Below are 21,442 nucleotides of genomic sequence, written 5' to 3'. Positions count from 1 at the left end.
CGGCAGCGTCAGGCGTGCCGCAAAAGCCAGGCGTGCAGTTCCGGCACGGAATGCATCACGGCCAGGGGTTGGAGGCTTTCGAACTCGCCCGGCTCGTGCGCTCCGTAGCTCACCCCCACGCTGGAGCACCCGGCCGACAGGGCCATCTGCAGGTCGTGGGTGGTGTCGCCAATCATCAACACGCGCTCCGGCGCCACATCGAATTCGGCCATCAACTCCTGGAGCATGAGCGGGTGTGGCTTGCCGGCGGTTTCGTCGGCCGTGCGGGAACCATCGAACATGCCCCGCAGCGCCACCGTGTGCAGCACCTCGTCCAGGCCGCGCCGGCTCTTGCCTGTCGCCACCGCCAGCAGGTGGCCCCGGGCGCGCAGGTCTTCCAGCATGGGCAACACGCCGGAAAACAGGCTTAGATCGTCCTGATGCTTGAGGTAGTGATAACGGTAGCGGTTGCCCAGTTCGGCGTGTTTTTCCGGTGGCACATCGGGTGCGGCGTGGGTCAGCGCCTGCATGAGGCCCATGCCGATCACCCAGGCCGCAGCCTGATCGGTCGGCACCGTGCCACCGACATCGCGCACGGAGTCCTGAATGCAGCGCACGATGATAGCGGTGGAGTCGTAGAGGGTGCCGTCCCAATCGAAAGCGATGAGGTCGAAGCGGCGGCGTGGAGTCGTGGGCATGGTGTTCAGGCAATGGCGGCGGTGAATTGCGCCAGGTCAGGCGGCAAATCTGCGCGCAGTTCGATGCGCTCGCCGTGGGAGGGATGGGAGAACTGTAACCGCCACGCATGCAGGAACATGCGCTTGAGGCCGTGCTTGTGCAGCCGCTTGTTGAGTTCGAAGTCGCCGTATTTGTCGTCGCCCGCGATCGCATGGCCCTGGCTGGCCAGGTGCACGCGGATCTGGTGGGTGCGACCGGTCTTGATGGTGACTTCCAGCAGACTCATGGCCGGCAGCCCCTCGGCCGCGCGCGCCGGCAGGTGGCTGCGCACTTTCACGAGGGTGATGGAGCGCATGCCGTCCGGGTCTTCCGGCGTGGTCACCCGCACCCGCCGCTCGCCATCGGCCTGCAGGTACTTGTGCAAGGGCGTGTCGATCACTTTCTTGTTGGCCGCCCAGGTGCCGGGCACCAGGGCCAGGTAGGTCTTGCCGGTCTCCCGCTCCCGGAACTGGTCCTGCAGGTGCGTGAGCGCGGAACGCTTCTTGGCCACGAGGAGGATGCCCGAGGTTTCCCGGTCCAGCCGGTGCACGAGTTCCAGGAACTTCGCCTGGGGACGGGCCTGCCGCAACTGCTCGATGACGCCGAAGCTCACGCCACTGCCGCCATGCACCGCCACGCCCGCGGGCTTGTCGATGGCGATCAGGTGGTCGTCCTCCAGCAGGATGGGGAATTCGCGGGCCGGCGCCGGGCGCTCGGCCTTCTCGGCCACCTTGTCCGAAATGCGCACGGGCGGCAGGCGCACCTGATCGCCCGCGGCGACCCGGGTGTCCGCGCTGGCGCGGCCCTTGTTGATGCGCACTTCGCCGCTGCGGATGATGCGGTACACGTGCGTTTTGGGGACGCCCTTCAGATGGCGTATCAGAAAGTTATCGAGCCTTTGGCCGGCAGAGTCCTCGTCGACTTCGACGATGCGGGCTGCAGCGGGGGCGGGGTTTGGGGCACGGTCCGTCGCCGGTTTGCCCCCTATAATGTGTTTCACCTGCGCGATGTTCTGTAAGTGGTTGATTTGTCTGGAGTTTAGTCCACGCAACCTTGCAAGCCGCGCAGGCAGGTCGATGCCAACGGGTGTCGTGTGCGCAGATTGCAGGCCAGATGCCTGTGGTGGCTCCCACGCCGCGCGGCCGGCTGACAAATTGAAACACCGAAACCGGAATCCCCAGTCCGCAGGCCGCCCAACAGGCAGGTTCTGCGGGCGGATCAAAGCGAAAACATGTGGGCATTGTTGGCATGGATTGTGACCCTTTGGCGAAGGCGCCTGCCTTCGGCATGGGCTCCGCAATCGCCGGCATCGCCCGTGCAGCCCGCGCCATCAGCCAAGTCTTTCATGGCAACGCTGCACACATTTCCCCTCGCCCCCATCCACGCGCCCCCGCCACGACTGCGAAGCTAGTGCTTCGCAGCCGCGTGGCTTTGCGGCAATTCCCTTCGTTTCAACGCGTCGGCCCTGGCATCCATGGCTCCTGAAGAGCCTGTGTCATTGGTTTGAATGGTCGGGACGCGCGCCGATGCAGCTTTTTCGCTGCGCGCCGCCCGGCCGACAACGAAAAGGAATCCCATCATGAAGCGGATGCTCATCAACGCCACGCAGCCCGAAGAACGCCGCCTGGCCATCGTCGACGGCCAGAAGCTGCTCGACTACGAAATCGAGATCGAAGGGCGCGAGCAGCGCAAGGGCAACATCTACAAGGCCGTCGTCACCCGCGTCGAGCCCTCGCTGGAAGCCTGTTTCGTCGACTACGGCGAAGACCGCCACGGCTTCCTGCCCTTCAAGGAAATCTCCCGCCAGTACTTCGCCGAAGGCGTCTCGGTCAGCCAGGCGCGCATCAACGACGTGATCCGCGAAGGCCAGGAACTGCTGGTGCAGGTCGAGAAGGAAGAGCGCGGCAACAAGGGCGCAGCCCTGACCACCTTCGTGTCGCTGGCCGGCCGCTATGTGGTGCTGATGCCCAACAACCCGCGCGGTGGCGGCGTGTCGCGCCGCATCGAGGGCGAAGACCGGGCCGAGCTCAAGGAGGCGATGGACCAGCTCGAATACCCCAAGGGCATGAGCATCATCGCGCGCACCGCCGGCATCGGCCGCACGGCGCCCGAACTGCAGTGGGACCTGAACTACCTGCTCAAGCTCTGGACCGCCATCGACGGCGCGGCCAAGGGGGGCAAGGGCGCCTTCCTGATCTACCAAGAGTCGAGCCTGGTGATCCGCGCGATCCGTGACTATTTCAACGGCGATATCGGCGACATCCTCATCGACACGGACGACATCTACGAGCAGGCGCACCAGTTCATGGCGCACGTGATGCCCGAGCATGCCGGCAAGGTCAAGCGCTACCGCGACGACGCCGCGCTGTTCAGCCGCTTCCAGATCGAGCACCAGATCGAGTCGGCCTACGCACGCACCGTGACCCTGCCCTCCGGCGGCGCCATCGTGATCGACCACACCGAAGCGCTGGTGAGCGTGGACGTGAATTCCGCCCGCGCCATCAAGGGCGGCGACATCGAGGAAACCGCCACCCGCACCAACCTGGAGGCCGCCGACGAAGTGGCCCGCCAGATGCGCCTGCGCGACCTGGGCGGCCTGATCGTGATCGACTTCATCGACATGGAAGAGTCGAAGAACCGCCGCGAAGTGGAAAACCGGCTGCGCGACGCCCTGCGCCAGGACCGCGCCCGCGTGCAGTTCGGCACGATCAGCAAGTTCGGCCTGATGGAGATGAGCCGCCAGCGCCTCAAGCCCGCGCTGAGCGAAGGCTCCTCCATCCCCTGCCCCCGTTGCGGCGGCTCGGGCCACATCCGCGACACCGAATCTTCGGCGCTGCAGATCCTGCGGATCATCCAGGAAGAGTCCATGAAGGACAACACGGCCGCCGTGCACTGCCAGGTGCCGGTGGAAGTGGCCTCGTTCCTGCTCAACGAAAAGCGCCCCGAGATCGCCAAGATCGAACTCAAGCAGCGCGTGACCGTGCTGATGGTGCCCAACAAGACCCTGGAGACGCCGAACTACAAGCTCGAGCGCCTCAAGCACGACGACCCGCGCCTGGACCACATCGACGCCAGCTACAAGCTCGTCGAAGAAGTGGAAGACCCCACCGCCGTCACGCGCCGCTCGCAGGAGCCCACCAACAAGCAGACCCCGGTGATCAAGGGCGTGCTGCCCGACGCGCCGGCGCCGATCGCCGAGCCCCGCCCGGAGGGCGCGGCCCGCAACCCGTCGCACAGCCGACCCGCGGCAGCGGCCGCCGCTGCGGCTGCGGCGGCCACCCCGGCTCCGGCACCCGCGCCGACCGTGGCGCCCGCGCCCCAGGAGCAAGGGTTCTTCGCATGGCTCAAGAGCCTGTTCGGTTTCGGCGAGCCCCCACGCGCTCCGGCGCCTGTGGCAGCGCCGGCACCGGCCCCGGTGGCCGAACCCGCACGGGAAGGCCGGCGTGAAGGCCGTGGCGGCGAACGCGGCCGCCGCGGTGAACGCAACGGCAGCGACCGCAATGGCTCGCGCGACGGCCAACGGGAAGGCAATGGCGAAGGCCGTGGCCGCCGCGATGGCCGTGACGGCCGTGCGGAGCGCCCGGAGGGCGAAGCCCCACGCAACGGGAACGGCAACGGCCGCGGCCCCCGCGACGGTGAAGCACGCGGTGGCCGGGAAGGCCGCGAGGGCCGTCCGGAAGGCGAACCCCGCAATGGCGGGCGCGAGCCCCGTGAAGGCCGTGAACCCCGCGAGCCACGCGAAGGCCGCGGCCGCGGCCGGGACGGCGAACCCCGCCAGTCCCCGCTGAACGCCGAAACCGGCGCAGCGCTGCCCGCGACCGCTTCGGTCACCCTGGACGGTGCCGGTGAACCCGTGGAAGCCGCACGCAGCGAGCGCGGCCCCCGCCGCGAACGCGGCGAGCGCGGTGGCCGCGGCGAGCGTGGCGGGCGTGGTGAACGCGCTCCCCGCGTCGACGAGGCCGCCGGCGCAGGCCAGGGCCCCGTGGCGGACTTCGTGGACACGTCCCCCATGGCGTCCCTGCCCGACCTGGACCTGACCGGCAACGACGCCGCCCCGGCCGCGCCCACCGCCGGGGGCGATGAGCGCCGTGAACGCCGGTCGCGCGACCGTTACGGCCGTGATCGCCGCGAGCGCGGCGAGCGGGCTCCGCGTGAAAACGGTGCGGAGCAGGAGCAGCCCGCGGGCAACCTGATGGACTTCGATGTCAGCGCGACGGCCCCTACCGACAGCGCGCCCGCCGAAGCCTCGCAGGAACCCGCACGCCGCAGCTACTTCAACGCGTCCGCCGCCGCCGCGCCACAGGCCCACGAGCCCGTTGCCGCACCAGCCACCGATGCGCCCGTGGAATCGGCGGTGCCCAGCGCGCCTGCCTTGGAGCCGGTGGCCCCTGCGCCGGTCGCCCCGCGTCCTGTGTCGGCACCCGCTCCGGTCGCGGCCCCGGTCGCGCCGGTGGTCTCCACGGCGGCCCCAGTGGCTCCGGTGGCGCCAACGCCCGTGCCGGCCCCCGTGGTGCAGCCTGCTGCCGCCGCTCCAGCCCAAGCCGCAGCCCCTGCCCAGCCCAATGGCGCCATGCCACGGGTGCAGGCATTCACCCTGCCGGTGGACGAGCTGAACCAAGTCGCCCAGACCTCGGGCCTGCAGTGGGTCAACTCCGATGCGGAGAAGATCGCCGCCGCGCAGGCCGCCATTGCGGCCGAACCGCGCCCGGTCCACGTGCCGCGCGAACGCCCCCCGGTGGTGGCGATCGATGAAGGCCCGCTGGTGCTGGTGGAAACGCGCCGCGACCTGCGCGACCTGACGCTGCCGTTCGAGCAGCCGCCCGCCGCCTGATGCGGCGCCGCCGGCCCGCGGTGCAACGCCCGGGCCGGTTGTCGTCTTTGCCGGAAAGCCCCTGCCGGGCTTTCCGCTTCCCCTCCGAGGTCACCGGACCATCGCGACTCCCATGCTGTTCCTGCTGTCTCCCGCCAAATCCCTGGACTACGACACGCCCCTGCCCGAAGGCGTCGGGCACACTCTGCCGCAGTTCGTCCCCCAGTCCACCCGGCTCATCGAAGTGCTGCGGCAGAAGTCGCCGCAGGACGTTGCCGCCCTGATGGGCATCAGCGATCCGCTGGCCGCGCTGAACGTGGCGCGGTATGCCGCATGGCGGCCGAAGTTCACCGCGGCCAATGCGCGCCAGGCCGTGCTGGCCTTCAACGGCGATGTGTACGAAGGCCTGCAGGCCCGCTCGCTCACGCTGGCCGAGCTGGACTGGGCCCAGCGCCATGTCGCCATCCTGAGCGGCCTGTACGGCGTGCTGCGCCCGCTGGACCGCATGCAGCCCTACCGCCTGGAAATGGGCACCCGGCTCGTCACCGATGCAGGCGCCAACCTGTACCAGTTCTGGGGCGCGTCGATTGCGGAGCACCTCAACCGGCAACTGGCGGCCGACGCCACGCCGGTGGTCGTTAACCTGGCGTCGCAGGAATACTTCAAGTCGGTGGACCGCAAGGTGCTGAAGGCGCGCGTCATCGAGTGCGTGTTCGAGGACTGGAAAGGCGGGGCCTACAAGATCATCAGCTTCCACGCCAAGCGGGCGCGCGGGCTCATGGCGCGCCATGCCATCCGGCACCAGGTGGCCACACCGCGCCAGCTCGAGGGTTTTGACCTGGAAGGCTATGCTTTCGCCAGTGCCGCCTCCACGCCGGAACGGCTCGTGTTCCGCCGCAAGGCCGCCTGAGGGCGGATGGCCCCGCGCCTCCCGGCCCCGACGATCGACTGGACTTCTCTTCCCCGAAACGCCAACGCCACTGACGCCCACCACGCCATGCCCGCACGTTCCCGCCAGACCACCTCCTCCGCCCCGGCCGATGCCCCGTCCCAATCCGTGACGCCGGAGCTGCGCGAATGGATCATCGCGCAGGCCCAGGCCGGTTTTCAGGCGCCGGTGGTGCTCCAGTCCATGCTCGACGCGGGCTGGCGGGAGGACGTGGCCGCGCACGCCATGGAGCATGTGCTGCGCGACCACCTGGAAGCGCTGGCGGTGCAGCAGGGGCAGCCTCCTGCCTCGCGCGTGCCCGAACCGGCCGTGGGCGAATCGCCGCTCTTCATCGACGTGGGCGACCGCCAGGTCGAAGTGCTCATGTCCATGGCCCAGCCCCGCGTGGTGCTGTTCGGCAACCTGCTCTCGCCCGAGGAGTGCGAAGCGCTGGTGGCCGAAGCCGAGCCGCGCATGGCGCGTTCGCTCACCGTGGCCACGCGCACGGGCGGCGAAGAGGTGAACGACGACCGCACGAGCGACGGCATGTTCTTCCAGATCGGCGAGAACGCGGTGGTGCGCCTCCTGGAAGAGCGCATCGCCAAGCTGGTGAACTGGCCGCTGGAAAACGGCGAAGGCCTGCAGGTGCTGCACTACCGCCCGGGCGCAGAGTACAAGCCCCACTACGACTACTTCGACCCTGCCGAGCCCGGCACGCCGACCATCCTGCGCCGCGGCGGGCAGCGGGTGGCCACGCTGGTGATCTACCTGAACAACCCGGACAAGGGCGGCGGCACCACCTTCCCCGACGTGCACCTGGAGATCGCGCCGCGCCAGGGCAACGCGGTGTTCTTCAGCTACGAACGCCCCCACCCGTCCACGCGCACACTGCACGGCGGCGCGCCGGTGATCGCCGGCGAGAAGTGGATCGCCACCAAATGGCTGCGCGAACGAAAATTCGAATGAAATCGGCCTGACGCCCTAGTTCTCATTGTCTCCATAGCTATTAAATCAATAGCAAACAGAAACACGGAGTTCCATGAACACCCCCGAACAATCGCAGCTGGGCCGCGCATCCGCCTATGCGGACCAGTACGACGCCGCCCTGCTCTTTCCGATCCCCCGGGCCGGCAAGCGGGCGGAGATCGGCATCGGCGACACGCCGCCCTTCTTCGGCGCCGACCTGTGGACGGCGTTCGAGCTGTCCTGGCTCAACCCGCGCGGCAAGCCGCAGGTGGCGATCGCCCATGTGACGGTGCCGTGCGAGACGCCGAACATCGTCGAGAGCAAGTCGTTCAAGCTCTACCTGAACAGCTTCAACAACACGCGCTTCGCGGATGCCGCCGAAGTGCAGGCCCGCATCCGCGCCGACGTGAGCGAAGCCGTATGGCGCGGGGCGCCCCACGCAGGCACGGTGGGCGTGAAGCTGCTGCAGCCCGAGCTGTTCGACCGCGAGCCCGTGCAGGAACTGGACGGCCTGCTGCTCGACCGCCTGGACGTGGAATGTACGCAGTACACGCCGGCCCCCGAGCTGCTATCGGCCAACCATGCCGAGACGCCGGTGACCGAGGCGCTCACGAGCCACCTGCTGAAAAGCAACTGCCTGGTGACCGGCCAGCCGGACTGGGGCAGCGTGCGCATCCACTACAGCGGCCCGCAGATCGACCAGGCCGGGCTGCTGCAGTACCTGGTGAGCTTTCGCAACCACAACGAATTCCACGAGCAATGCGTGGAGCGCATCTTCATGGACGTGTGGACGCGCTGCAAGCCGATCAAGCTGTCGGTGTATGCGCGCTACACGCGCCGCGGCGGGCTGGACATCAACCCGCTGCGCACCAGCCATCCGCAAGCCCTGCCACCCAACGTGCGCACGGCGCGCCAGTAAGAGGGCCAACAGAACTCTGGTGGCGCCGTTGCCGCAGCGCTGCGCCTCAGTTGCTGGCGCGGCGCAGCAGGCTCACGCGCTCGGCGATGGCGTCGATGTCGAGCCCGTCTTCCACGCGCGCCAGGTACGTCTCCAGATCGGCCACGGCCAATGCCGTGTCACCCCGCTCCGCATGGGCTAGGCCCCGGTCCCGCCACTCGCCCCAGGCGTCGGGCAGCAGCACGATGAGCCGGTCCTGCACGGCCACCAGCCGCGCCCAGTCCTTTTGCGAGCGGTGGATCTCCTTGAGATTGCGCAGCATGCGCGCGATCACGTCGCGCGGCGGCGCCGCCTGCAGGTACAGGCCCAGCGGAATGTCGTAGTCGTCCACCAGGCCGCTGCTGCGGTGCCGGTAGGGTTCGAGCCGCTCGGACAGCTCTTCCCGCGACAGCGACTGGCCCGTGGTCGGGTCCATCACCACCTGCCCTTTGGGCAACAGCACCTTGATCATGAAGTGCCCGGGAAACGAGACGCCGCGCGCATGCAGGTCCAGCCCCTGGGCCAGTTCCATCCACACCAGCGCCAGCGAAATCGGAATGCCCCGCCGCGTGCGCAGCACGGCATTGAGGTAGCTGTTCTCGGGGTCGTAGTAATCGTTGACGTTGCCCGCGAAGCCCAGGTCGCCGAAGAAGAACTGGTTGAGCGAGCGCAGGCGCTGCAGCGACGACGCATCGGCGGGCAGCCGCCGGCGCAGTCGGGCAAGCAGCTGGTCCACGTCGCCGAGCAACTGCTGCACGTCCAGCTCGGGGTACTCGTCCTGGGCGATGGACGCCGCCGCCTCCAGCAGGGGAAACTGGTCGTCGCTGCGCACCAGCGTGGCGAAGTACTCCAGCGGAGTGGGAAGGGAATAGCTCAGGGCCATTGGAGGGTTGTAAGGGGCGTGCCGGGCCGCGTCAAGCGGGGTTCCGAAGGGACAAAACCCGGCGCGAAGGCGGTCAGCGGCGCAGCAGTTCGCGCAGCTTGAGGCCCGCCGCCCAGAGCGCCCCGAAATACAGCAGTGCCGCGCCGCCCATCAGCAGGGCCAGGAGCCCGGTGCGCTGCCCCTCATGCGCCCGCAGGGCCAGCCAGTCGAAATGGCGCGATCCCCACATCAGCAGCACCGCCAGCAGGGCGCTGGCGGCCACCACCTGCAGCGCCAGCCGGGCCCATCCGGGCTGGGGCTGGTAGGTGCCACGCCGCAGCAGGCCGATCAGCAGCCACAGCGCATTGATCAGGGCTCCGAGGCCGATGGACAGCGCAAGGCCCGCATGGTCGATCAGCGGCACCAGCGCGGCGTTCAGGAGCTGCGTGACCACCAGCACCACAATGGCGATGCGCACCGGCGTGCGGATGTCCTGGCTGGCGTAGTAGCCGGGGGCCAGCACCTTGATGGCCACCAGGCCCAGCAGCCCCGCACCGTAGCCGGCCAGGGCCAGGGCGATCTGGCCGACGTCGCTGTCCTGCAGCGCGCCATGGTGGAACAACGTGGCCACCAGAGGCTCGGCAAAGGTGAGCAGGCCCACCGCGCACGGCACGGACAGCACCACGACGATGCGCAGCCCCCAGTCGAGCATGGACGAGTAGCGGGCGGCATCGCCAGCCGCCTTGGCGGCCGCCAGTTGCGGCGTCAGCACCACGCCCAGCGCCACGCCCAGCAGCGAGGTGGGAAACTCCATGAGCCGGTCGGCGTAGAACAGCCAGGTCACGCTGCCCGGCGCGAGGTACGAGGCGATCTGCGTGTTGATCATGAGCGATATCTGCGCCACGCCCACGCCCAGCAACGCCGGGCCCATCAACGTGAGGATGCGGCGAACGCCCGGATCGCGCCACGCCGCGCGAATGGCCCCGGGGGTGAGGCCGATGCGCGGCAGCAGGCCCAGCCGGAACAGCGCGGGCAATTGCACCGCCAGTTGCGTGATGCCGCCCAGCATCACGCCGCCGGCCATGGCATAGATGGGCTCGATGCCGCGCGCAGCCAGCTGCGGCGCGCCCAGCCAGGCGGCGGCGATCATGCAGACGTTGAGCAGCACCGGCGTGGCCGCCGGCACGGCGAAGCGCTTCCATGTGTTGAGCACGCCGGCCGAGAGGGCCACCAGCGACATGAAGCCGATGTAGGGGAACATCCAGCGCGTCATGACCACGGCGGCATCGAACCCGCCGGCGCTCTGGCGCAGGCCGCTGGCGAGCAGCCACACCAGCAGCGGCGCGCCCAGCACGCCCAGCACGCAGGTCAGCAGCAGCACCCAGAACAGCACCGTCGCCACGCTGGCGATGAGCCGGCGCGTGGCCTCGTCGCCGTGCTGGGCCTTGTGCGCCGCGAGCACGGGCACGAAGGCCTGGCTGAAGGCCCCTTCGGCGAACAGCCGGCGAAACAGGTTGGGAATGCGGAAAGCGACGTTGAAGGCGTCGGTGAGCGCATTGGCCCCGAACAGCGAGGCCATCAGCAGATCGCGCACCAGGCCCGTCACGCGGGAGGCCAGGGTCAGCAGGGAAACGGTGGAGGCGGCTTTGAACAGGGACACGGCCGCGAGTGTATGCGCTGCGCTGCGGCCGGCGCCGGTCCGCGGAATGCCTGCCCCTCGGACCTCACCGAAGGGAGCCGCCTGTATCGCTTCGAAAGACCCCGGCTGCCCTACCCAAGTCGCTGGGCTATAATCGCGGGCTTTGCTGACATCATCCTCAGACACTTAAGGAAAATTTACCATGGCATCTGCCAAGCCCAAGAAAAAGAACCCCCGTCTCGCCTCCGGCCGCAAGCGCGTCCGCCAGGACGTCAAGCTGAACGCCGCGAACACCTCGCTGCGCTCCAAGTACCGTACCGCGGTCAAGAATGTCGAGAAGGCCGTCCTGGCCGGCGACAAGACCAAGGCCACCGAACTGTTTGCGAAGATGCAGGCCGTCGTCGACACCATCGCCGACAAGGGTATCTTCCACAAGAACAAGGCCGCTCGCGACAAGAGCCGCCTGTCCGCCAAGGTGAAAGCCCTGGCCCTGGCCGCCTGACCTTTCAGGCAAACAGCCCGGACGGCCCTGCCGTCCGCCGTTTGTAACGGGTGCGCTGTCAGCAAAACGAAAGAACCGCCTTCGGGCGGTTTTTTTGTGCCTGAAATACAGCCAACCCAATATCCATGCGGGTTTGCGGCCGGTGAGTCCATTTTTTTCCGGCCGATTTCGTGAAACTTTGATGTTTGTCAGGGTATTTACCTAATGGGACAATTCCCGATGTCAGGGAGCTTCAATTTTTGATACGCGTGAAAGCCTGCCGAGTCCGCGCAGGCTTTTTCAATTGCAATCAGTCCAACCAAATCTATGAAAAAGTCGATCAAAGCATTGTTCGGCGCCGTTGTGGTGCTGATCCTTGCGGCCGTCCTGTTCCTGTACTGGCCGCTCTTTCCCCGCTCCGTTCCTCCTGCCGAGAACGACCAGCCCGTCGACGTCGTGATGGTGGGCGCGGGCGTGATGAGCGCCACGCTCGCCACCTACCTGCAGGAGCTGCAGCCGGACTGGAAGATCGAGGTGTTCGAGCGCCTGGACGGCGTGGCGCTGGAAAGCTCCAATGGCTGGAACAACGCGGGCACGGGCCACTCGGGCTTCGCGGAACTGAACTACACGCCCGAGCTGCCCGATGGCACGATCGAGACCAAGCGCGCCGTCGGCATCGCCGAGCAGTTCGAGGTGTCGCGCCAGTTCTGGGCGCACCAGATCGGCCGCGGCAACATGCAGTCGCCCGAAACCTTCGTGAACCCCACGCCGCACATGAGCTTCGTCTGGGGTGACGAAAACATCGAATACCTGCGCAAGCGCCGCGAGGCCCTGATCAAGAACCCCCTGTTCTACGGCATGGAGTACTCGGAAGACCAGGCGCAGATCCAGAAGTGGGCGCCCCTGATGATCGAAGGGCGCGACCCCAAGCAGAAGGTGGCCGCCACCTTCATGCCCCTGGGCACCGACGTCAACTACGGCGCCGTGACCAGCCAGCTGGTCCAGGGCCTGCGCAAGAGCCCCAACTTCCAGCTGCACCTGCAAAACGAAGTGCGCGCGCTGCGCCAGAACGACGACAAGACCTGGAACGTGACCGTGGCCCACCTGGGCGACGGCGGCAAGGAACGGACCGTCAAGGCCAAGTTCGTCTTCGTGGGCGCCGGTGGCGCCGCGCTGCAACTGCTGCAGGCCTCGGGCATTCCCGAATCGAAGGACTATGCGGGCTTTCCAGTCGGAGGCCAGTTCCTGTCCATCGAGAACGCCGCCCTGACCGCCCGCCACACGGTGAAGGCTTACGGCAAGGCCGCCACGGGCTCGCCCCCGATGTCGGTGCCCCACCTGGACGCCCGCAACATGGACGGCCAGCCCGTCGTGCTGTTCGGACCGTTCGCGCTGGCCACCAGCAAGTTCCTCAAGCAGGGCTCCTGGTTCGACCTGTTCTCTTCCGTCACGCACGACAACCTGGTGGGCATGCTGCGCGTGGGCATCCACAACCTGGACCTGGTCAAGTACCTGCTGCAACAGGCCGAGCTGACCGACGACGACCGCCAGCGCGCGCTGCAGGATTACTTCCCCAACGCCAAGCGCGAAGACTGGAAGCTCATCACCGCGGGCCAGCGCGTTCAGGTCATCAAGCGCGACCTCAAGGAAGGCGCGGTGCTGCAGTTCGGCACCGAGATCGTGTCCGACAAGGACGGCACCATCGCCGCCCTGATGGGCGCATCGCCCGGTGCCTCCACCGCCCCGCACATCATGCTGAACCTGATGGCCAAGGCCTTCCCCCAGCAGATGACGGACACCGGCTGGAAGGCGCGCCTGAAGGAGATCATTCCTTCCTACGGCCGCAAGCTCAATGAAGACCCGGCCCTGACCAACGAGATCCGCCGCATGACCAGCAGCGCCCTACACCTGCCCTACCTGGACGTGCCGGCCACCCTGGGCAAGGCGGCGGCGACGCCGGCCGGCGTGGTACCCACGCAGCCCAAGGCGCCGGAGGCCGCAGGCCCCAGGACGAACAAGGAAATGCAGGCGCTCTGACGCCGGCGCCCCACCTGCGCGGCTGCGGCCGCGCCTGATCGCCCCGCTACTGCGACGCCGCAGTGCGGGGCTTTTTCCATGACTGCGCAGGCCATCTGCGGTGGGTCGGCTCGGATTGGGTCGGGCCTCGAAATCGCGGATCGGAAGGCGCTCGCCAGCCCGTCTTCCGACGCCCATGAAAAAAGCCCCCGAAGGGGCTTTGGCCATTTATTCGTTCCCGCCGCCAGCGCCAGAGCGCTGCGACATGGCGCCGTCAGCCTTTGCGGGCGGTGTCAGGCGCTTGGTCGGGCAGAAGGCAGGCCTCGGCCACCTGCAACTGGTTGTCGCGCGCGAAGTTCATGACGAAATCCCAGGCCATGGGTTCGTGGCCCTGCAGGTCGCGGTGCACGATCACGCACTTGATGCCATTGAGCGTGGTGGGCACGCACCAGGGCGAATAGCTCAGGTGGCTACCGGGGCGGGCGCCACCGGGGCGGAACTGGCTCATGACCCCCGCCAGGCGCTCCGCCCAATCGCTGGGGCGGAAGGTTTTCCCGTCGAGGGTGATGCCCTGGATGAAAACTTCTTTGGAGGTGGGGGAAACCATCAGGATCGGGGGTCGTTGGGGGGAAGTCGCCGCAGGATCGCCGCATGGCGCGCCACAGGCCGGCATTCTAACTCTTATATAAGAGCTAACCCATCCAAAGACCCCTGGATCGGCGCTGGACGGCGCATGGCTGTGATGCGCAATCGTCAACAGCCATGCAAAGCCCTGCCCCTAGAATCGTGCTTCGTTTTGCCGGCCACGAGCCGGCTCAGCCCCCTCCCCCTTTCGCATTGCCCTTCTCTGGAGATTTCCGCATGACCGCTTCCGCCCCGGCCGCCTCGCCCCACGTGATGAACACCTACGGCCGCCTGCCAATCGCGCTGGAACGTGGCCAGGGCGTGCGCGTATGGGACGTGGACGGCAAGCAATATATCGACGCGCTCGGCGGCATCGCGGTCAACACGGTGGGCCACAACCACCCCAAGCTGGTGCCCGCGCTGCAGGAGCAGATCGCCAAGCTGATCCACAGCTCCAACTACTACCACGTGCCCCTGCAGGAGCAACTGGCCGCGCAGCTGGTCGAACGCTCGGGCATGACCAACGTCTTCTTCTGCAACTCGGGCCTCGAAGCCAACGAAGCCGCGCTGAAGCTGGCCCGCAAGTTCGGCCACGACAAAGGCATCGACAAGCCCGTGGTCGTGGTCTACGAAAAAGCCTTCCACGGCCGCTCGATCGCCACGCTGTCGGCCACCGGCAACCCCAAGGTGCAGGCCGGGTTCGGCCCGTTGGTGGAGGGCTTCATCCGCGTGCCGATGAACGACATCGACGCCATCCGGCAGGCCACCGAAGGCAACCCGAACGTGGTGGCCGTGTTCTTCGAGACCATCCAGGGCGAAGGCGGCGTGAACCCCATGCGCATCGACTACCTGCAGCAGCTGCGCCAACTGTGCGACGAGCGCGACTGGCTCATGATGATCGACGAGGTGCAGTGCGGCATGGGCCGCACCGGCAAGTGGTTCGCGCACCAGTGGGCCGGCATCGTGCCGGACGTGATGCCCCTGGCCAAGGGCCTGGGCTCGGGCGTGCCGATCGGCGCCGTCGTGGCCGGCCCCAAGGCCGCGAACATCTTCGCGCCCGGCAACCACGGCACCACCTTCGGCGGCAACCCGCTGGCCATGCGCGCCGGTGTGGAAACCATCCGCATCATGGAAGAGGACGGCCTGCTGCAGAACGCCGCCGTCGTGGGCGCGCACCTGAAGGCCGCGCTGGAGCGCGAGCTGGGCGGCCTGCCCGGCGTGAAGGAAATCCGCGGCCAGGGCCTGATGCTCGGCGTGGAACTGACCAAGCCCTGCGGCGCGCTGGTCGGCCGCGCGGCCGAAGCCGGGCTGCTGCTGTCCGTGACGGCCGACACCGTGATCCGCATGGTGCCGTCGCTCATCCTCACCCAGGCCGAGGCCGACGAAATCGTGGCCCTGCTGGTTCCCCTGGTCAAGGCGCTGCTCGCCGAATGAACGTTCCGTTATGAAGCATTACCTGCAATTCAACGATCTCACCGCCGACGAGTACGCCTACCTGTTCAGCCGCGCGGCCGTCATCAAGGGCAAATTCAAGAGCTACGAGAAGCACCACCCTCTGACCGACCGCACGCTGGCCATGATCTTCGAGAAGGCCAGCACGCGCACCCGCGTGAGCTTCGAGGCCGGCATGTACCAATTGGGCGGCAGCGTGGTGCACCTGACCACGGGCGACAGCCAACTGGGCCGCGCCGAGCCCATCGAGGACAGCGCGAAGGTCATCAGCCGCATGGTGGACCTGGTGATGATCCGCACCTACGAGCAGACCAAGATCGAGGCCTTCGCCGCCCACTCCCGTGTGCCGGTCATCAACGGGCTGACGAACGAGTTCCACCCTTGCCAGATCCTCGCGGACATCTTCACGTACATCGAGCACCGCGGCACCATCCGGGGCAAGACCGTGGCCTGGGTGGGCGATGGCAACAACATGGCCAACACCTGGCTGCAGGCGGCCGAACTGCTGGGCTTCACCGTCCACGTGAGCACGCCGCGCGGCTACGAGATCAATGAGAAATTGGCCCTCGGCGCAAATGGTTCTAGGGCAGATAGCTATAAGTTTTATAGCGACCCACTCGAAGCCTGTGCCGGTGCCGACCTGGTGACCACCGATGTGTGGACCAGCATGGGCTACGAGGCCGAGAACGAAGAGCGCAAGAAGGCCTTTGCCGACTGGTGCGTCGATGCCGAAATGATGGCGGCCGCCAAGCCGGACGCCCTGTTCATGCACTGCCTGCCCGCCCACCGCGGCGAGGAAGTCGAGGCCGACGTCATCGACGGCCCGCAGTCCGTGGTGTGGGACGAGGCCGAAAACCGCATGCATGCGCAGAAAGCACTCATGGAATACCTGCTGCTCGGCCGCATCACCAGCTGATAGCCGAAATCGCCACGCCCTCCGCCCCAACCGCCGCCGCATGAAGCCCAGCCAAGCTGAACTGCTGGCGCGCTGGGAGGCCCTGGGCGCCGCGCTGGAGCGTGCCGGCCCCGCATGGACCGCCGAGGGCCGGCGCCTGCTGCGCCACTGGAGCCGCTGGCCCCGCGCCTACCACGACACCCGCCACCTGCACGCCTGCCTCCTGCACCTGGAGGCCGTGCAGGCCGCCCAGCCGACAGCGCTGCAGCAGCCGCACGCGGTCGAACTGGCCCTGTGGTTCCACGACGCGATCTACTGGCCCTGGAGCGGGCACAACGAAGAACGCAGCGCGCAATGGGCGCGTCGGTTCCTGCTGGCCCAGCGGTTGCCCGAGGGCCTGGTGCAGACGGTGGAGCGCCACATCATGGACACGCGCCACACGCCCGATGCGCCGCTGGAGGGCGACGCGTGCTGGGTGGTGGACATCGATCTCGCCGTGCTGGGCGCCCCGCCCGAGGTGTATGGCGAATTCGAGCGTAACGTGCGGCGCGAATACCGGTTCGTGCGTTGGCCGCGCTACGTCGCGGGGCGCACCGCGGTGCTGCGGTCGTTTCTGGATCGGCCATGGATCTATGCCACGCCTTGGTTCCAATTCCAAAGAGAAGCCCAAGCTCGCGAAAACATTAGCATGGCATTACAAACGTTACGAAAGCGTTGATATCTCTATAGAGAGTAAGCAGCAATTGTACAAAAATTACAACTTGAAAATTTGAAAATTAAAGCGGCGCCATAAAATGAAATTTTGAGCCAAAGCCTTATCCATCAATGTCAGCGCCACAAAAAACCAACTACCACCATATTGGGCCGTACAATAAGATCATTTTTCAAACGGAATTTATCAAGCAATTCAGCACAAGCGGAAGATATAACGCAGCCGCCATACCAGACATGCTGAATTTACTCAGCATGATTGAACGCGATACGAATATTAATGATGTGCGCCAAGCAGCTTACATGCTGGCAACTGCAATGTGGGAAACAACATCACCCATCAGCATTACAAAAGTTGCAAAAAACAAAAAAGGGCAACCTCTACTGGACAAAAACAAAAATCCAGTGATCTTAAAACAAAAAAAATGGCTGATGACCATGGCTCCTGTTAATGAAATCGGTCAAGGCAAAGGCAGGAAATATCACGAACCCGTCAAAGTCAAGTTGATGCCAGATGGCTGGACACGAATTACTGAGCAAGATGGAGACCAATTTAAAATCTTAGATGGAGGCGCTATTTCACCGCTCACCAAAGGTGCAAAAATGGGAACCAAAGATGGAGGATCTGCAAGCAAGATTTATGACAGTGATGATGGAATTGAACATGCTTATTTTGGTCGAGGCTATGTTCAGCTTACTTGGTGGTCCAACTATGCCACTGCTGGAATAGCGATTGGACGCGGCCTCACTTTACTGAATGATCCAGAACTAGTAAAAACTCCTGAAATCGCTTATGCCTTGATGTCGTACGGAATGCGAACAGGCAAAGGATTCGCGAATGGGCATCGATTTTCCCAGTATTTTTCTGGAGATGCCACGAATTATGCATCAGCACGAAGGATGGTTAATGGAAGTGATCATGCCGAAGATATCTCGCAGATCGCAAAAAAATTTGAAGCTGCTCTTTTGAAAGCACGCCCGAACATCACTACACCTCTCCCCGTCAAGCCATGACAAGTTCTTCGTCGAAAACCCCCTGCACCTACAAAATCACTCGTTATTTCTGTGCTTTGCTATGGCTAGGGGCTGGCAATCTCGCATGGGCGGCCTCCCCTGCCGACACAACAAACCGTTGCGGCTGGTTTGACAATCCAACGCCAGGTAATGCCACACTCGTAGACAAGGACGGGGAATGGACAGTCGGCATGCAGGGAGGCCACCAAGCTGAAGGCAAATGGCCCACCTTTCCAAAAGCACGATGGGTCGCAACTGGAACGGGTAGCGCAGGCTACGGTTGCGCTTGTCTAAAACTGAGCGCTAGATCTGATACACAAGAGGTGATAAAAATTTCCTCGGCGCGCTCGTTGCCTCTCACAACATGTCGGCAAGATAAAACGCTGATCGGAAAAGAGCCAGAAAATCCTCTGAAGTAGAGCCCTGAATTGATGGGCGGCCAGTTAAAACCATCATCACGGCATCAGATTGATGGTTCACCGTTACTCAGCAGCGGCAATTTTGGCCAGCGCAGGCATCGCCTCGTTCGCCTCCCCCACGAGCGATTTCGACAAGACGCTCCAGCCCAAGAAATACCGGCTCGGCCCGATCAAGTCAGTCGTGGTGCAGGACCGCACTGCCAAGGGTTTCGGCGCGGAGGCCGACTGCGGGCACCTGGCGATCGACGAGAAAAGGGTGCGTTTCTTTTTGGCGAATGCCCGGTTCCGCAGCGAGTATCAATACAGCCAGGAACTGCAGACCGGCGATTGCAACGCACAGGCCAGGGTGATATTCCAGGATGGCCGAACCGCCAAAGTCTCCCTCGACCACTGGACGGGGTGGGGCGCGATCACGGCCCGGGGAACGACCTACTTTCTGCGATGCGAAGCCTGCACCGACATCCTGCAGACCGGCTTTCCATTTGACGCCCGCAAGCTGGCTCCGCCTTGAGCCTGCCGCCGCGACGCCCCTACTTCGGCACCGAAGAACGGCTGCCCGGCATCTGCACGACCTGCTCCTGCCCGACCGCACCGCCGCCCGTTCCGCAGCCACCCGAATCGCAGCTGCTGCAGCCTCCGCAGCTGGTCGACTGCGCCAACGCCGGGTGCACGCGGTCCAGGCGGGCGCGCCAGCGGGCGGGCATCCACTTCCACACCATGTAGGCCACGGCGAGAGCGACGATCACGCCGACGATGATTTCCTGGGCCATGGGCTCAGCCTCCTCCCAGCGCCAGGGCCAGGCGATACGTGATGAAGCTGGCGGCGTACGCCAGCGCGAACAGGTAGCCGGTCATCAGCAGCGGATAGCGCCAGCTGTTGGTCTCGCGGCGCACGGCGGCGATGGTCGAGATGCACTGCGGCGCGAAGACGAACCACGCCAGCAGCGACAGCGCCGTGGCCAGCGACCAGCTCTGGGCGATCAGCGGGCCCAGTTGGGTGGCCACTTCCTCGCCGGTGGCCGAGAGGGCATACACGGTGCCCAGCGCCCCCACCGCCACTTCGCGCGCGGCCATGCCGGGCACCAGAGCGATAGCGATCTGCCAGTTGAAGCCGATCGGCGCCACCAGCACCTCCAGCACGCTGCCGATGCGGCCGGCGAAGCTGTACTGGATGGCCGCGCCCGTGGCGCCCTCGGGCGGCGCGGGATAGGTGGAGAGGAACCACAGCAGGATGGTGACGGCCAGGATGATGCCGCCCACGCGGCGGATGAAGATCAGCGCGCGCTCGTACAGGCCCTGCGCCAGGCTGCGCACGCTGGGCCAGCGGTAGGCAGGCAGTTCCATCAGCAGCGGCGCGTGGCCGGCGCCCCGGCGCGCGAGGCGGGCGACCGCCGCCACGGCCATGGCGCTCACGATGCCGCCGAAGTACAGCGCGAACAGCACCAGCCCCTGCAGGTTGAACACGCCGCCCACGGTCTGCTCGGGGATGAACGCGCCGATGAGCAGCGCATACACCGGCAGGCGCGCGGAGCAGGTCATGAGGGGCGCGATCATGATGGTGACCAGCCGGTCGCGCCAGTGGGTGATCGAGCGCGTGGCCATCACGCCCGGCACGGCGCAGGCAAAGCTCGACAGCAGCGGAATGAACGACCGCCCCGACAGCCCCACCGTGCCCATGACGCGGTCGAGCAGAAAGGCCGCGCGCGGCAGGTAGCCCGAGTCTTCCAGTGCCAGGATGAAGAAGAACAGGATCAGGATCTGCGGCAGGAACACCAGCACCCCGCCCGCGCCCGCCAGGATGCCGTCGGTGAGCAGGCTGCGCAGCACGCCATCGGCCATGTGCGCATTGATCCAGCCCGACAGCCCGTCCACGCCGGCCTTGATGGCGTCCATGGGCATCGCGGCCCAGCTGAACACGGCCTGGAACATGAGGAACAGCGTCACGGCCAGCAGCAACAGGCCCCACACCGGGTGGAGCACCACGGCGTCGATGCGATCGTCGTTGCGCAGGCTGACCGCAGGCTCGCGCACGGCGGCGGCCATGATGCGGCGCACTTCCTGGTGCAGTTGCAGCACCTGGGCGCGCAGGTCCACGCCCTCCGCCCGGTGCACGGACGCCGTGCCCGCCAGCGCCTGCGGCGCCTGGGTGTCGAGCCATTGCAGCAATTCATGCGCGCCGTCGCTGCGCACGCCCACGGTGGACAGCACCGGCATGCCGAGTTCGCGCGAGAGGGCTTCGCGGTCGATCTCGATGCGCTGGCGCGCCGCCATGTCGCTCATGTTGAGCACCAGCACCATCGGCAGCCCCAGCGCGCGGGCCTCCAGCACCAGACGCAGGTTCAGGCGCAGGTGGGTGGCATCGGTCACGCAGACCAGCAGGTCGGGCACGGCCTCGCCGGGCCGCTCGCCGGTGACGATGTCGCGCGTGACGGCTTCGTCGGCGCTGTGGGCGTTCAGGCTGTAGGCACCGGGCAGGTCCAGCACGCGCACGCGGCGGCCGCTGGCGGTGTGCAGCAGGCCTTCCTTGCGCTCGACGGTCACGCCGGCGTAGTTGGCCACCTTCTGGCGGGCGCCGGTGAGCAGGTTGAACAGCGCGGTCTTGCCGCAGTTGGGATTGCCCAGCAACGCGATGCGCAAGGGCGAAGTGGCAGCGCCGCTCATGCGGGCGCTCCGGCCTGCACATGCACCAGCGCGGCCTCGTGGCGGCGCAGTGCGAAGGTGGCCTGGCCCACACGCACGGCCAGGGGATCGCCGCCGGGGAAGCCGCTGGCCACCACGCGCACGGGCTCGCCGGGCAGGAAGCCGATTTCCATAAGGCGCTGGATCACCGCGCGCTCCTGTTCGTTGCGAGCCGGCTGCAGCGCCGTCACATGGGCGTGCACCTGCCGCGGGAGGCGGTCCAGGCCCGTGGTGGCGGGCAAGGCAGTGCCTGGGGCCAGCGCAGGGCCCGAAGATTCTTCAGTCATCTTCATCGGATTGTTATGAATGAGTT

At 66.3% G+C, this 21,442-nt stretch carries 21 protein-coding genes; 12 read left to right on the top strand and 9 right to left on the bottom strand.

Annotated features, from left to right (window positions below):
- Positions 1-8 precede the first annotated feature (8 nt).
- The 3 genes from AVTE2539_RS13290 to AVTE2539_RS13280 all read right to left on the bottom strand — a co-directional run bounded on the left by AVTE2539_RS13290 (position 9) and on the right by AVTE2539_RS13280 (position 2,292).
- Positions 9-677 (bottom strand): HAD family hydrolase, encoded by a 669-nt coding sequence (locus tag AVTE2539_RS13290; protein ID WP_284407057.1) that lies wholly within the window; start codon positions 675-677, stop codon positions 9-11.
- Between the two features lie 5 nt (positions 678-682).
- Entirely contained in the window at positions 683-1,696 is a 1,014-nt protein-coding gene (locus tag AVTE2539_RS13285) for an RluA family pseudouridine synthase (RefSeq protein WP_284411250.1), read from the bottom strand.
- A 407-nt stretch (positions 1,697-2,103) separates the two neighbouring features.
- Positions 2,104-2,292 carry a hypothetical protein gene (locus tag AVTE2539_RS13280; protein WP_272567848.1) on the bottom strand — a complete coding sequence of 63 codons (189 nt, stop codon included), beginning with the start codon at positions 2,290-2,292 and terminating at the stop codon, positions 2,104-2,106.
- Here AVTE2539_RS13280 and AVTE2539_RS13275 point away from each other — a divergent pair.
- The 4 genes from AVTE2539_RS13275 to queF all read left to right on the top strand — a co-directional run bounded on the left by AVTE2539_RS13275 (position 2,276) and on the right by queF (position 8,319).
- Positions 2,276-5,527 (top strand): Rne/Rng family ribonuclease, encoded by a 3,252-nt coding sequence (locus tag AVTE2539_RS13275; protein ID WP_284411249.1) that lies wholly within the window; start codon positions 2,276-2,278, stop codon positions 5,525-5,527. The two genes, AVTE2539_RS13280 and AVTE2539_RS13275, sit on opposite strands and share 17 nt — an antisense overlap.
- Positions 5,528-5,639: 112 nt before the next feature.
- Entirely contained in the window at positions 5,640-6,416 is a 777-nt protein-coding gene (gene yaaA / locus AVTE2539_RS13270) for a peroxide stress protein YaaA (protein WP_284411248.1), read from the top strand.
- Positions 6,417-6,503: 87 nt separating this feature from the next.
- The gene (locus AVTE2539_RS13265; RefSeq protein WP_284396119.1) at positions 6,504-7,400 is read left to right on the top strand and encodes a 2OG-Fe(II) oxygenase; all 897 of its coding nucleotides are present in this window, start codon (positions 6,504-6,506) and stop codon (positions 7,398-7,400) included.
- Positions 7,401-7,473: 73 nt separating this feature from the next.
- Entirely contained in the window at positions 7,474-8,319 is an 846-nt protein-coding gene (gene queF / locus AVTE2539_RS13260) for an NADPH-dependent 7-cyano-7-deazaguanine reductase QueF (RefSeq protein WP_284411247.1), read from the top strand.
- 46 nt (positions 8,320-8,365) lie between these two features.
- On the opposite strand, the gene AVTE2539_RS13255 is transcribed toward queF, so the two are convergent.
- Both AVTE2539_RS13255 and murJ read right to left on the bottom strand, forming a co-directional pair.
- Positions 8,366-9,220 (bottom strand): SirB1 family protein, encoded by an 855-nt coding sequence (locus AVTE2539_RS13255; RefSeq protein ID WP_284396124.1) that lies wholly within the window; start codon positions 9,218-9,220, stop codon positions 8,366-8,368.
- A gap of 73 nt (positions 9,221-9,293) precedes the next feature.
- Positions 9,294-10,859, bottom strand: coding sequence for a murein biosynthesis integral membrane protein MurJ (murJ, locus tag AVTE2539_RS13250; protein ID WP_284411245.1), 1,566 nt, complete (start codon positions 10,857-10,859; stop codon positions 9,294-9,296).
- Positions 10,860-11,040: 181 nt separating this feature from the next.
- On the opposite strand from murJ, the gene rpsT reads away from it, so the two are divergent.
- Positions 11,041-11,340, top strand: coding sequence for a 30S ribosomal protein S20 (gene rpsT / locus AVTE2539_RS13245; RefSeq protein WP_284411244.1), 300 nt, complete (start codon positions 11,041-11,043; stop codon positions 11,338-11,340).
- Between the two features lie 306 nt (positions 11,341-11,646).
- On the top strand, positions 11,647-13,356 hold the full coding sequence (gene mqo, locus AVTE2539_RS13240) for a malate dehydrogenase (quinone) (RefSeq protein WP_284411242.1): 1,710 nt from the start codon (positions 11,647-11,649) through the stop codon (positions 13,354-13,356).
- A 253-nt stretch (positions 13,357-13,609) separates the two neighbouring features.
- Here mqo and AVTE2539_RS13235 read toward each other — a convergent pair whose 3' ends face one another.
- On the bottom strand, positions 13,610-13,942 hold the full coding sequence (locus AVTE2539_RS13235; protein WP_272567835.1) for a DUF3579 domain-containing protein: 333 nt from the start codon (positions 13,940-13,942) through the stop codon (positions 13,610-13,612).
- A gap of 254 nt (positions 13,943-14,196) precedes the next feature.
- Here AVTE2539_RS13235 and AVTE2539_RS13230 point away from each other — a divergent pair, with 254 nt between their 5' ends.
- The 6 genes from AVTE2539_RS13230 to AVTE2539_RS13205 all read left to right on the top strand — a co-directional run bounded on the left by AVTE2539_RS13230 (position 14,197) and on the right by AVTE2539_RS13205 (position 18,961).
- Positions 14,197-15,393 (top strand): aspartate aminotransferase family protein, encoded by a 1,197-nt coding sequence (locus AVTE2539_RS13230; RefSeq protein ID WP_284411240.1) that lies wholly within the window; start codon positions 14,197-14,199, stop codon positions 15,391-15,393.
- Between the two features lie 10 nt (positions 15,394-15,403).
- On the top strand, positions 15,404-16,327 hold the full coding sequence (argF, locus tag AVTE2539_RS13225) for an ornithine carbamoyltransferase (RefSeq protein ID WP_284411235.1): 924 nt from the start codon (positions 15,404-15,406) through the stop codon (positions 16,325-16,327).
- A 40-nt stretch (positions 16,328-16,367) separates the two neighbouring features.
- A complete protein-coding gene (locus tag AVTE2539_RS13220; RefSeq protein ID WP_284411233.1) occupies positions 16,368-17,024 on the top strand; it encodes an HD domain-containing protein in 657 nt (218 codons plus the stop codon).
- Between the two features lie 107 nt (positions 17,025-17,131).
- Entirely contained in the window at positions 17,132-18,031 is a 900-nt protein-coding gene (locus AVTE2539_RS13215) for a glycoside hydrolase family 19 protein (RefSeq protein WP_284411232.1), read from the top strand.
- On the top strand, positions 18,028-18,450 hold the full coding sequence (locus AVTE2539_RS13210) for a DUF4087 domain-containing protein (RefSeq protein ID WP_284411230.1): 423 nt from the start codon (positions 18,028-18,030) through the stop codon (positions 18,448-18,450). The genes AVTE2539_RS13215 and AVTE2539_RS13210 overlap by 4 nt, the downstream gene beginning before the upstream one ends.
- A gap of 52 nt (positions 18,451-18,502) precedes the next feature.
- Positions 18,503-18,961: a hypothetical protein gene (locus AVTE2539_RS13205; RefSeq protein ID WP_284411228.1), complete on the top strand. Its 459-nt coding sequence runs from the start codon at positions 18,503-18,505 to the stop codon at positions 18,959-18,961.
- 19 nt (positions 18,962-18,980) lie between these two features.
- On the opposite strand, the gene AVTE2539_RS13200 is transcribed toward AVTE2539_RS13205, so the two are convergent.
- From AVTE2539_RS13200 to AVTE2539_RS13190, 3 genes are read right to left on the bottom strand one after another with little or no spacing between them, the layout of a single operon-like run.
- On the bottom strand, positions 18,981-19,220 hold the full coding sequence (locus AVTE2539_RS13200; protein ID WP_272567823.1) for a hypothetical protein: 240 nt from the start codon (positions 19,218-19,220) through the stop codon (positions 18,981-18,983).
- Positions 19,221-19,224: 4 nt separating this feature from the next.
- Complete coding sequence (feoB, locus tag AVTE2539_RS13195; protein ID WP_284411225.1) at positions 19,225-21,111, bottom strand: ferrous iron transporter B; 1,887 nt, start codon at positions 21,109-21,111, stop codon at positions 19,225-19,227.
- Positions 21,108-21,422, bottom strand: a complete 315-nt coding sequence (locus AVTE2539_RS13190) for a FeoA family protein (RefSeq protein ID WP_284411223.1) — start codon at positions 21,420-21,422, stop codon at positions 21,108-21,110. The genes feoB and AVTE2539_RS13190 overlap by 4 nt, the downstream gene beginning before the upstream one ends.
- Positions 21,423-21,442: the final 20 nt, after the last annotated feature.

This window comes from Acidovorax sp. SUPP2539, assembly GCF_030158975.1.
Lineage (GTDB): Bacteria > Pseudomonadota > Gammaproteobacteria > Burkholderiales > Burkholderiaceae_C > Paracidovorax.
Note: the sequence above shows the minus strand (reverse complement) of the source record. Positions and strands in the feature narration are given on the sequence as shown.